This window comes from Pseudomonas sp. NPDC096950 (genome assembly GCF_044762525.1).
Taxonomy (GTDB): Bacteria; Pseudomonadota; Gammaproteobacteria; order Pseudomonadales; family Pseudomonadaceae; genus Aquipseudomonas.
Genome location: NZ_JBIWEL010000008.1, coordinates 205247 through 216769, shown reverse-complemented (window position 1 = coordinate 216769; position 11523 = coordinate 205247). Strand labels below are relative to the sequence as shown.

Genomic DNA, 11523 nt, shown 5'->3' with positions numbered 1-11523 from the left:
GTTCTTCATATTTATTGAGTATCTTCACTGTGGTTAGCCTTGTGGCAACCACCTGGATGGGACGATGACTGCTCTGCGCCTTCCTTTTATTTTGATGCTCGCTGGCGTTCTTGGCCTGGCGGGTTGCAGCGTTCACCAACCGGTGTCGCTGTATCAACTGGACAGCGGAAGTCCGGTTCAGCCTGCGCAAAGCGCTGGCATGGCCGTTTTGCTGGGCCCGGTAACGATTGCTGACTACCTGCAACGTGAAACCCTGCTGCAGCGTCAGCCGGATGGCAGCCTCCAGGCATCGGCCGATGGTCGCTGGGCGGGTAGCCTGTCTTCGGACATCGATCAGTTGCTGTTGCGTCAGGTTGCGGGTCATCTGGACAGCCAACGGGTAGTGCTGGCACCCGCGACATTGGGCTTTACCCCGGATGTACAGGTGCTGCTGACCATTACTCGCCTGGACTCGGGTGAGTCGCAACCGGCAATCCTGGACGCGCAATGGCGTCTGATCGACCGTCGTGGCCAGGTTCGTGATAACCGCATCATTCACCTGCAAGAGCAACACGCAGGCGGAACAGCGGCTCAGGTCCAGGCCCAGGGTGTATTGTTGCAGCGTCTGGCGGAGCAACTGTCCGTGGCGCTGAAGCCGCTGGCCAACCAGCCGCCGATTGCCGAAGCCCCGCGTAAACCGGCACCCAAGCCTGTAGCGCCGGCGGCGGAGCAGGACAAGCAGCCGAAGATCCCGATGGCTTCGCCGATTCGCACCGATATGGAAGTGTTCAGGTTCTAAAGCCTGGATGGATTCAACACAAAGCCTGCAGCGATGCGGGCTTTGTTGTTTCTGCAGGTTGGGAATATCTAGTGCCTGTACTGGCGCCTTCGCGGGCAAGCCCGCTCCCACAGGTGTAACGCATTCCAAGTGTGGGAGCGGGCTTGCCCGCGAAGAGGTCGGGACAGACAACAAAAAGCCCGCAGACGAGTGATCATCTGCGGGCTTCGTTGTTGCTGGGCTAGTGTTTAGGCCCGACGCTCATGCATCCGCGCCAGTTGCCGCTCCAGCATCGACGGATAAGGCTCCATCAACCGCTCTACACAGCATGCGCCTTCAGGGCTGGCGATCGGCCGGATCCGTGCGCGTTGGCGGATCAGGGCGTCGTCACCGATCTTGCGTTCCACCAGCAGCAGGTTGCGGCTGTGTTGCGACAGGGCCAGGGCGTCCTGGGCCGATTCGGTCAGCAGCAGATCAATCTGGCTCAAACCGAACAACTCATCGCCCAACGTCAGGCCCAGCTGCAATTGCAGGGTGATGCCGCTGTCAGCGACTTCGATCTGCAACTGATGGCCCAGAGCCCGCAACAACTCGCCGCAGCAGATAGCGTTGGTCAGGTAATCGTCGCCGCTGTCTTCGGTGTGGAACAGCATCAGCGTGCTGCCATCGTTCAGGGTGTGCAGTTCGCTCTGATACAGCGAAGCGGCCTGATCGAGGCAGTCGCGGTAACGCTTGAGCAGTTCCTCAAGGCGCGTACGCGGCAGGCGGCGCAGTTGATCCTGAGCCCCCAGTTGCACGGCGAGTACCGCGCTGTGCTGCGGCACGTTCGAAATCACCGGTTTGGCCACCGGTTTCGGCGCCTCGTCTGCCGACTCATCGCGCAAATCAGCAAACGCGTCATCGTCATCATCGTCTTCGACGGTGCTGACAATGCGTTTTGGCGCAGGCTTGAGGCCGGCAACCGGTTTGCTCTCGTCAAAGCTCGGATCCCGCAGATTGCGCACTTCGAAGGCCGGATCAGCCTCTTCGTCGTAATCAACGTCGTCGAACTCAGGCTCCGGGACGGGCTCAGGCTCGGCCGGTTCCGGGGCGAAGTTGGCGTGCAGCTGACGCGCCAGGTCGCCGATCTCATCCTGGCGCTCGGTGGCCGGGGTGTATTCGTCGATGTTGCGCAGCCAGACCCGCAATTGCATCAGCGGCGTAGAGATGTGCCGACCCAGACGCAGGCTCAAGGCCAGGGACAACGCGAGCAGGATTGCACTCAGGATGCCCATGCTTTGCAGGCTGATGGTCATCGGCTGCTGGAATTGATCCATGTCCAGGCTGATGCGCAGTTGCCCGGCGGTCACGTCCTGGAAAGTGATCTTGCTCTCATACATGCCCTCGGCTTCGCCCAACAGGCTGTGCTTGGGACGCTGACCGGACTCGGCGAGGATGCGGTTATCCACGCTATAGATGGCGGCGTGGGCCACCAACTTGTTCTTGGTCAGGTTGTTGAGCAGCACGTTGAGGCTGAGGATGTCGTTGGACACCAACAGCTCGGTGGCCGAGGTGGCTGTCTGCGTGGTCAGGCTTTCGCCCAGCGCATCTGCCTGCTCGTGCATGGCCTGCTTGAACTGCAAACCCATCACACAGGCATAGATCACCAGGGCCAGAGCGACCAGGATCACGTTATGGCTGGCAATGCGTAATGCGATCGGTACACGGCGGTGGCGCAGTGCCCGGAAGATCAGCAGGAAGAAGTTATCGGTTTTTACTGGCGTGGGCCGGTTCACTGAGCTCGGCTCTTTTGTCCGTGAAGTTGACGCGCAGTATAGCGACAGGCCCTAGACCGGCAAAGCGCTGACGGTGCCCGATGGTCACTGAAAGTGGGTAGAATGCGGTTTTTTTCCACCTGCGGGGGTGCGCCTTGCGCGAAATCGTCCTGATAAACATCACGGGAGTCGACCGACCGGGTCTGACTGCGGCCATTACCGGCGTTCTGGCCCAGGGTGGTGTGAACATTCTCGACATCGGTCAGGCGGTGATCCACGACACCCTGTCGTTCGGCATCCTGGTTGAAATTCCTGACACCGACCAAGGCAAATCGGTGCTCAAGGACATCCTGTTCAAGGGCTATGAGCTCGATCAGCAGGTGCGTTTCACGCCGGTGTCCGAAGAGGATTACCAGCAATGGGTCGGCAATCAAGGCAAAAAACGCCACATTGTCACCCTGTTGACCCGAAAAGTGACCGCCGGGCAATTGCAGGCCGTGAGCTCGATCACCGCCAAATACGGGTTGAACATCGACCATATCGATCGTTTGTCCGGGCGCATGCCGCTGGACACCCCCGCCGACCAGGGCAAGGGCTGCATCGAGTTTTCCGTGCGCGGCGAAGCGGCTGATCCGCAGGCCCTGCGCGCTGAATTCCTCAGCGTGGCCCAGGAACTGAACGTCGACATCGCCTTCCAGGAAGATTCGCTGTTCCGTCGCAACCGTCGCCTGGCGGTATTCGACATGGACTCGACCCTGATCGAAGCCGAAGTCATCGACGAATTGGCCAAGGCTGCGGGCGTCGGCGATCAAGTGTCTGAAATCACCGAGCGGGCGATGGCCGGCGAGCTGGACTTCCGCGCCAGCTTCAAGGAACGCCTCGCCTTGCTCAAAGGGCTGGATGTCAGCGTGCTGGACTCGATCGGCGCGTCGTTGCGCCTGACTGAGGGCGCCGAAACCCTGTTTGCCGAACTCAAGCGCCTGGGCTACAAGACCGCAATCCTGTCCGGCGGCTTCACCTACTTCGCCAAGCAATTGCAGGCGAAACTGGGCATCGATTACGTGTTCGCCAACGAACTGGAAGTGGTGGACGGCAAGGTTACTGGCGTGGCGGTCGAGCCAATTGTCGATGCCCAGCGCAAGGCGGATCTGCTGAAAGAGCTGGCGCACAAGGAAGGTTTGCGCCTGGAGCAGACCATCGCGGTCGGTGACGGCGCCAACGACCTGCCAATGCTGGCGATTGCCGGGTTGGGCGTGGCGTTTCGGGCCAAGCCGTTGGTCAAGCAGTCGGCAAAACAGGCGATCTCCACCCTTGGGCTGGATGGCGTGCTGTATTTGCTGGGTTTCCGGGATCGTGATGGGCAGCTCTGAGTCTTGTATTGACTGAAAAGGCCTCTTCGCGAGCAAGCCCGCTCCCACAGTTGATTTTTGGTGCTCACAAATGATGTGTTCACAGAAAATCCAATGTGGGAGCGGGCTTGCTCGCGAAGGCTGCGCCGCGGTCTCACAGACTCACAACGACTTCCACAACGAATCAAAATCCTCTTCCACCCCGACCACGCCGTTTCCCGCAGCGTTTTCGGTTTTGCTCGCCTCCAGTGAACGGTAAGCAAACTGGTTGAAGCTGTTGGTGCTGGACACCCGTCGATCCAGCCCGGCACGGCGTTCCTGGCCGTTGGTGTTGATCAGCACTTTATTGCCTTCCTGGAACGGCAGGCGCGGGGCCAGGAGTGTGGCCGGCAGATCAATCGCGCTGATCGCCGGCAGCAACAAGCCACGCAAGTACTGACTGTGATCATCCCGGGTGCGCACCAATTGCAAGCCGCAAGGTTCGGCATACGGCGCAACCTGCTCGATGCCCATCTGCGTTCCGCCACCCCGTACCTGACGAATCCAGCGCACCACGGCGATGCTCCAGCCCTGGCCGGCCGCATCTTCGATCCCGACCATTTCACCGGCCTGCAACTCCGCAGGCACGGCGCCGGGCCACGCCAGGCAATAACCGCCGGGGCTGTGATTGATGATCGGCAGGGCGTAGGTCGGGAAACTCTGATTGCGGTCGGCGGCCTCGTGGCTGTCGTCGTTCTGCAGGTGCGGGTATTCGATTTCTTCGTAGGGCAGCAGAGCGTCGCTGTTGCCATTGGGTGCGGCGTCAAAAGCCTGGCTCCAGTTGTCTTTGCCGCCACTTGCTGGGGATGACGGCGAAAACTGTGCGAGCCGCCCAGCGGGGTTTTTCAGGATGTCACTGAACGAGCGCTGCCCGCCCAGGTAAAAGTGCAGCGCACTCATGCCCACGCACAAGGTCAAGGTGCCGTTGCCGGCCGTGCGCTGGAAACTGCGCTCGGCGGCCTGGCCCCAGGCGGCGTGCAGGTGTTGCAGCGTGTCCAGGGTCAGCCCGGCCGGTACGGACAAGGCGTTGTCGTCCGGATTGAGCAGGCGGGCCTCAATAGCCGCCACCAGCGGTTGCGGATCGATCCCGAGCAATGTCCCTTGCTGTTCGGCGCGGAACTTGGACCGATAGCGCGGCCCGGTGTCAATGTCCGGCGCCACGGCAAACAACTCATTGCCGGGGTTGCCGGGTTGCAGCTTGATCCATTTGCTCCAGGGTTCCAGCACCTCGGCGAGCCGGGCGATCTGGTTCTGGCGCAGTTGATTGCAGCGCGAGGCGCCCAACAGCAGGGCGGCGACGTAGGTCTGTTCGATGCTCAGGTCTTGGGTCTGGCTGGCCAGTTGATCGCGCACACTAATGTTTTGCAGCCGATGCTCGCAGCCGATGCGATACAACTGATGCAGCTCCAGCCACACCCCTTCCGGCACCGGGCAATAGAGTTGGGTCGCGCGGATCAATGGGCCGTTCAGGCAATGGATCGCCCGTTGCAACGCCTGGGTGAGCAGCGGTGCGCGGTCCTTGCTGAAGCGTGGCGCGATGCGCAGGACGATCTGTTTATAGCCAATCGCCAAATGGCTTTGCAGCGCCTGACAAAGGTTGGCGATCTTGCGCGAGCGTTCGTCGAGGACAATCGCCTGATGCAGGAAATGCCGCTCCAGGTGCTTGCAGACGTAATACACCTCAGGTCGCAACAATTCGAGCAATTGCAGGCGATTGTCGCTGGGGGTCAGCAGTTGATTGAGTTCGCTCAAGCCTTGATACAACTGGCGAGCGGTTTCGCCGATGTTGGCTTTGGGCAGGTCGGCGATCCAGCGCTTGAGGTCACGCGGGGTGGGTTCGCAGAATGACAGGCGCAGGGCGGCAGGGATCGGCGCGCGCAGCAACAGTGGGGGAGTGGTCTCATTCATGCCGTGGAAAAACTCCAACCGGGAAATGGGCAGTGAATGACCTGACTGTAGCAGTTATGAGCGGGGGAGGGGCGGTGCGATGTCTGTCCCCGTAGGAGCTGCCGAAGGCTGCGATCTTTTTCGCGAGCGCGCTGAAGATCAAGATCAAAAGATCGCAGCCTTCGGCAGCTCCTACGGGAGAATCGGAGGCGCCGAACCCCGCGAGGGGTTCGGTTCAGGGAATCAAGCGTTCGGCAAACCCAACGCCTGGCCCATCTGCACCGGCGACGTCGCGCCCAGGCCTTCAACCCATTTAACCTGGTCCGGCCCGAACAGCACGACAGCGGTCGAGCCCAGTTTGAAGCGGCCCAGTTCCGCGCCTTTCTCCAAGTGGATCGGCGCACGGGCAGCTTCGTCGTAGCGGAAGGTTTTCAGTTCGCGTTTCGGCGGCGTGACCAGCCCGGCCCACACGGTTTCAATCGACGCCACGATCATCGCGCCCACCAGCACCACGGCCATCGGCCCGCGCTCGGTGTCGAAAATGCACGCTACGCGCTCGTTGCGGGCGAACAGTTCCGGGACGTTTTCGGCGGTGGTCTGGTTGACCGAGAAGATCCGCCCCGGGATGTAGACCATCTCGCGCAGGGTGCCGGCCAGCGGCATGTGCACGCGGTGGTAGTCCTTCGGCGACAGGTAGATCGTCGCGAAATCACCGCCCATGAACGGCGCGGCATTCGCGGCATCGCCACCCAGCAATTCCAGCACGCTGAAGCTGTGGCCCTTGGCCTGGAACACGCGACCGTGTTCGATCGGGCCGAGTTGGCTGACCGCTCCGTCGGCCGGGCTGAGGATCGCGCCCGGGGTTTCGTCCAGTGGACGCGCGCCGTCTTTCAAGGCGCGGGTGAAGAACGCGTTGAAATGCTCGTAGGCAGTCAGGTCTTCAACCAGCGCCTGGGACATGTCCACCTGATAACGCTTGGCGAACCATGCGGTAAAGGCGTTCTTGAACCAGCGCACACGGCATTCGGCGATGCAGCCGGCCAGTCGCGAGAGCAAGTGGTGGGGCAGCAGGTATTGGCTGAGGATAAACAAACGCTTATTCATTAACTGTCCTTAAAAACCTTAAATCTCTACGGGGGTGTCGGGATGGTTGCCCCATTCGCCCCAGGAGCCGGCGTAGCCTTTGACCCGCGGATAACCGAGGGACTTGGCCACTAGATAAGTGAAGCCAGAACGGTGGTGAGTCTGGCAGTGGGTGATGATTTCTTTGTCTTTGGTGATGCCGAGTTGGTCGAGGATCTGCGGCATGTCAGTGCGGATGCGAAGGTGGCGCGACTGATCCATGCCGGCGGTCCATTCGAAATTCACGGCGCCGGGGATGTGCCCAGCCTTGGCGGCCAGGACTTTCTCACCGGAGTATTCCAGCGGCCCACGGGCGTCCCAGATCGCCAGGTCAGCGGCGCCGAGGCGACTTTGCAGGTATTCGCGTGTAGCGGTGGGTTCGTCGTGCAGGGTCAATGCAACAGGACCACCGACCGGGGCCGGGATCTGGATCGACATCGGCAAACCTTCTGCCAGCCACGCCGGCAGACCGCCGTCGATGTAGTGATACTTACTGTGGCCAATCACATCCAGCAACCAGATAAAACGCCCGGCCCAACCGCCGCCTTCGTCGTCATAGACCACGTAGACCGCATCCTTGTTATGCCCCAGTTCACCGAACAACGCTTCGAGCGCAGCCTGCGGCGGCATCAGGCCCGGCGCCGGCGCCTGGCCGAGTTGCGTGCGTTTCGGATCGACAAAGCGCGCACCGGGCAGATGCCCTTCGGCATAGCGGGCGCTGCTGGTCAGGTCCACCAGAATCAGTTCGCGGGCGTCGAGACGCGGGAGCAAGTCGCTCGGCTCGATCACCAGCGGCAAGCCAGAGAAGTCAGACATGTGAGGTCTCCAGAGCACAAAGGGAGGGATTGTAGCGCAGCATCATTGGCCGCGGCTGCTAAAGCTGTGGAGTGCTTTTTCAATGCACTGCCCGGTTTTGCCAAAGGCTTGCACGGTGATTTCCGAGAACGGCCCGCCGCCCTGGTCCGCCACAACGACCATGATCACCCGGCCATTGTTGACCAATGAACGCAGCAACAGGTGTTCGCCACCAAACTGCGCGCGCAGGCTGGCCGGCAGCAGCGCGGAAAACTGGGCATTGTTGGCCGGCGTGATGCGCACCTGGGCCTGTTGCGAGAGCAGGCGTTGCAACACAGAGCTTTGACTGACCACGAAATTCAGGCCAGCGGCGTCTTTCGGCAACCCTGCGATCTGGTGCACCCGCAGATTGGCGTGGGTGCGGTCGGCCATCAGGATCATCACCCGACGCATGCCGCAGGCGACCAGCGCATCCCGCGCCGAAGTGGTCAGGTGCATCGCGTTGGTGAAACGACTCGGCTCCACTAGCAACTCAGCACATTGCTTGCGCCACTTGGTCAGGTCTTCTGTGGTCGGTGCCGGGGCTGGCAGCAGACCGGCATGGACCCGGTTCATTCCCCACGGCCAGAGCAGCGATACTGCCGGGTGCCAGAGGTCCGGCATGGCATGTTGACGAGCGCTGTTGGCGGCTTGTTGGTGCAACTGTTGTTGCACTTCATCCATCGGAATTTGCAGGTAAAGGCTGGTCAGGTACTGCCAGCGTTCACTGTGCGGGCAATCCCAGGCCTGTTGCGCCGACAGCGCCAGACCGTTGGCCAGCAGCACGGTGTTAGCGGGTTGGTTGAGCCAGCGGCGCAAGGTCGGATCGTCATCGAGGCGGTTTTGCTGGCGCAGCGGATGATCGCTGTCCCGGGCAATGCGCAGGACTTTTACCAGCTCCCGCTGTTCGTTCAACAGCAGGCGATAACCCTGCTGCACCCAGATCGGCAACCGCCAGATGTCCACCAGCGCCAGGCAGATTTCCAGCAGGCGTACGCCGAACAACTGCTTTTCGACTTTGCGTGCCGATTCACCTTTATGGATGACCCGCAGTTCCCATTCTTCGAGCAAGTGCGGATGGGTCAGTGCCATCGGCCACAGCGGCGAGAGAAACAGCAGGCTGCCCCAGTGAATGTCCTGCCACAGCCGCGCCAGTCGATTGGCGAAAAAACCGTTGGCCTGTTGCGTCGCGTGCTGGCTGATCAGTTGCAGCTGGCGCAGCGCCGCCGGGATCTCGGACTGCGGTTCGGCGGGGAGGCGGTCGAGCAGTTCTTCGGTGCGTTTCAACCCGAGGCGATTGAGCGCCACATCCAGGTTTTCCGCCGGCTCGGTCATGCTGCCGTGGGTGTGGCGGTTGGCCTCGCGAATCACGCTCAAGGCCAGGGCCGGGCTTTCCTGCATCAATTCGGCAATGTCGCGCAGCGAGCTGCGGTTATTGCGAATGGCTTTGCAGACGCGGTCGTGACTCTCTTGCGGAACCGGCAGGCGCACGCCATCGAGAAGCTTGACCCAGCCTTCGAGAGTGGTCGGTTTCAGAGGTGGAACGTTCGTTTCATTAGCCATGGCTGGACGGGATCATCATTGGCTGTAAACACGCCCGGCGCGGGCTAAATTGGCTTTTCGCCTGAACTGGCTATAGTCTGGCGCAGTTTTGCCGATAAGTAGAAGAAGAGATTTTTTAACTTCCGAATATGACCTTGAACCCGACTCAGTAAGTGCTCTCCTACCTATGGCTAAATTAATCGGCATCATCGTCGTATTCGCGAGCGTGCTCGGCGGATACGTGCTTTCCCATGGCAAAATTGCCGCCCTGATTCAGCCTTTCGAGGTGATGATTATCGGTGGTGCGGCCCTCGGCGCATTCCTGCAGGCCAACCCCGGTTACATGACCATGCACGTGCTCAAGAAATCCTTGGGCATGTTCAGTTCGCGCTTCAACCACACTTTCTATCTTGAAGTGCTGGGCCTGATCTACGAGATCCTCAACAAGAGCCGCCGCGAAGGTATGATGGCCATCGAAGGCGACATCGAAGATGCCGCCGCGAGCCCGATCTTCGCCAAGTACCCGGCGGTCTTGAAAGACGAGCGCATGACCGCGTTCATCTGCGATTACCTGCGCATCATGTCCTCCGGCAACATGGCTCCCCATGAGCTGGAAGGCCTGTTCGACATGGAACTCTACAGCCTCAAGGAAGACCTGGAGCACCCGTCCCACGCGGTGAACGGCATCGCCGACGCCATGCCGGGTTTCGGTATCGTCGCGGCGGTACTCGGTATCGTGGTGACCATGGCTTCCCTGGGCGAAGGCGACCAGAAATCCATCGGCCTGCACGTGGGTGCGGCATTGGTCGGTACCTTCTTCGGTATTCTCGCGGCCTACGGTTTCTTCGGCCCGCTGGCCCATTCCCTGGCCCACGATGCCAAGGAAGAACTGAACGTCTACGAAGCCATCAAGGCCTCGCTGGTGGCGTCGGCTTCCGGCATGCCGCCATCGTTGGCGGTGGAGTTCGGGCGCAAGGTTCTGTACCCGGCGCACCGTCCTAGCTTCGCTGAGCTGGAACAAGCGGTTCGCGGTCGTTAAGTCATGGAAAATAACCAGCCGATAATCATCAAGCGCGTCAAGCGCTACGCCGGCGGGCATCACGGGGGCGCCTGGAAAATCGCCTTCGCTGACTTCGCGACGGCGATGATGGCGTTCTTCCTGGTGTTGTGGCTGCTGTCCACCGCCACGCCGGAACAGAAGATCGCCATCGCCGGTTACTTCAAGGATCCGGTCGGCTTCTCCGAAAGCGGCACGCCGTACATCATCGACCTGGGCGGCACGCCGACCCTGGCGCCGGAGAACACCCTCAATCCCGAGGTGAAATCCCAGCCGCAGCCGGACAAGGTGACGGTCGATACCGACCAGGTCGAAGGCATGGCCGAACAGGTCGAGAAAGAACGCCTGGAACTGTTGCTGCAAGAACTGCAGAACAAGGTTGAAGAGAACCCGCAACTGCAGAAGTTCAAGGACCAGATCCTGTTCGAAATCACGCCGAACGGCTTGCGCATCCAGATCATGGACGCGGACAACCGGCCGATGTTCGACTCGGGTTCGGCGCGTTTGAAGCCTTACTTCGAAGACATTTTGTTGGCCATGGCTGACACCATTAAAGCGGTGCCAAACAAGATCAGCATCAGCGGTCACACCGACGCCAAGCCGTACTCGGGCACCGGTGATTTCGGTAACTGGGAGTTGTCGGCCAACCGTGCCAACGCTGCTCGCCGTGCATTGGTCGCCGGTAGCTACCCGGAATCGCAAGTGGCGCGGGTTGTCGGTTATGCCTCGTCGGCGTTGTTTGATCGGGATAATCCGTTTAACCCGGTTAACCGCCGGATCGACATCGTGGTGCTGACCAAGAAGGCGCAAGCCGCCATCGAAGGGGCGCAAGGGGCTGATCCAACGACGACGCCAGGGCAGGGTGCGCCGGGTGAGGCGCCGAATGCGCCGGCCACGCCGGTTGATCCGAATGCCTTGCCTGCGGACAAGCAGCCGGTGCCGGCGCATGAGCTTCGCGAGCGGTTGAATTTGTTCGAGGATGCGGCGCCGAAGCCGGGTGATCCGGCCAAGCCTGCGGGACCGCCCAAGTAGTGACTCACAACAATCAAGCCGACAGAGATGTCGGCTTTTTTGTGCGGCTTGATTTGTCAGTCGCTTCATTCTGGGCGTGGGCGCGGTCCCTGTGGGAGCGGGCTTGCTCGCGAAGGCGGCCTTATAGCCGACCTGTCTCTTGCAGATTAC

Annotated in this window: 9 protein-coding genes; 4 read left to right on the top strand and 5 right to left on the bottom strand. The window is 60.9% G+C overall.

Going from position 1 to position 11523, the window contains the following annotated elements:
* Positions 1 to 64 precede the first annotated feature (64 nt).
* Positions 65 to 778 (top strand): membrane integrity-associated transporter subunit PqiC, encoded by a 714-nt coding sequence (locus tag ACIQY3_RS15570; RefSeq protein WP_054053326.1) that lies wholly within the window; start codon positions 65 to 67, stop codon positions 776 to 778.
* 227 nt (positions 779 to 1005) lie between these two features.
* Here ACIQY3_RS15570 and ACIQY3_RS15565 read toward each other — a convergent pair whose 3' ends face one another.
* Positions 1006 to 2532, bottom strand: coding sequence for an AhpA/YtjB family protein (locus tag ACIQY3_RS15565; RefSeq protein WP_403020856.1), 1527 nt, complete (start codon positions 2530 to 2532; stop codon positions 1006 to 1008).
* Between the two features lie 134 nt (positions 2533 to 2666).
* Here ACIQY3_RS15565 and serB point away from each other — a divergent pair, with 134 nt between their 5' ends.
* Positions 2667 to 3881, top strand: coding sequence for a phosphoserine phosphatase SerB (gene serB / locus ACIQY3_RS15560; RefSeq protein ID WP_403020853.1), 1215 nt, complete (start codon positions 2667 to 2669; stop codon positions 3879 to 3881).
* Positions 3882 to 4022: 141 nt separating this feature from the next.
* On the opposite strand, the gene ACIQY3_RS15555 is transcribed toward serB, so the two are convergent.
* The 4 genes from ACIQY3_RS15555 to ACIQY3_RS15540 form a co-directional block, all read right to left on the bottom strand.
* On the bottom strand, positions 4023 to 5807 hold the full coding sequence (locus ACIQY3_RS15555; RefSeq protein ID WP_403020850.1) for a molecular chaperone: 1785 nt from the start codon (positions 5805 to 5807) through the stop codon (positions 4023 to 4025).
* A gap of 222 nt (positions 5808 to 6029) precedes the next feature.
* Positions 6030 to 6890 (bottom strand): archaetidylserine decarboxylase, encoded by an 861-nt coding sequence (gene asd / locus ACIQY3_RS15550; protein ID WP_054053334.1) that lies wholly within the window; start codon positions 6888 to 6890, stop codon positions 6030 to 6032.
* An 18-nt stretch (positions 6891 to 6908) separates the two neighbouring features.
* A complete protein-coding gene (locus tag ACIQY3_RS15545) occupies positions 6909 to 7724 on the bottom strand; it encodes a rhodanese-like domain-containing protein (protein WP_403020846.1) in 816 nt (271 codons plus the stop codon).
* Between the two features lie 42 nt (positions 7725 to 7766).
* Complete coding sequence (locus tag ACIQY3_RS15540) at positions 7767 to 9305, bottom strand: HDOD domain-containing protein (RefSeq protein WP_403020844.1); 1539 nt, start codon at positions 9303 to 9305, stop codon at positions 7767 to 7769.
* Positions 9306 to 9471: 166 nt separating this feature from the next.
* On the opposite strand from ACIQY3_RS15540, the gene motA reads away from it, so the two are divergent.
* The gene (gene motA / locus ACIQY3_RS15535; protein WP_123369056.1) at positions 9472 to 10323 is read left to right on the top strand and encodes a flagellar motor stator protein MotA; all 852 of its coding nucleotides are present in this window, start codon (positions 9472 to 9474) and stop codon (positions 10321 to 10323) included.
* Positions 10324 to 10326: 3 nt separating this feature from the next.
* Positions 10327 to 11373, top strand: coding sequence for a flagellar motor protein MotB (motB, locus tag ACIQY3_RS15530; protein ID WP_403020841.1), 1047 nt, complete (start codon positions 10327 to 10329; stop codon positions 11371 to 11373).
* The last annotated feature ends 150 nt before the right edge of the window (positions 11374 to 11523 follow it).

Bases quoted from the DNA above. Each gene is read 5' to 3' on its own strand.
- motA (WP_123369056.1), top strand. From the start codon at position 9,472: ATGGCTAAATTAATCGGCATCATCGTCGTATTCGCGAGCGTGCTCGGC.
- motB (WP_403020841.1), top strand. From the start codon at position 10,327: ATGGAAAATAACCAGCCGATAATCATCAAGCGCGTCAAGCGCTACGCC.
- asd (WP_054053334.1), bottom strand. From the start codon at position 6,890: ATGAATAAGCGTTTGTTTATCCTCAGCCAATACCTGCTGCCCCACCAC.
- ACIQY3_RS15540 (WP_403020844.1), bottom strand. From the start codon at position 9,305: ATGGCTAATGAAACGAACGTTCCACCTCTGAAACCGACCACTCTCGAA.
- ACIQY3_RS15570 (WP_054053326.1), top strand. From the start codon at position 65: ATGACTGCTCTGCGCCTTCCTTTTATTTTGATGCTCGCTGGCGTTCTT.
- ACIQY3_RS15545 (WP_403020846.1), bottom strand. From the start codon at position 7,724: ATGTCTGACTTCTCTGGCTTGCCGCTGGTGATCGAGCCGAGCGACTTG.
- ACIQY3_RS15555 (WP_403020850.1), bottom strand. From the start codon at position 5,807: ATGAATGAGACCACTCCCCCACTGTTGCTGCGCGCGCCGATCCCTGCC.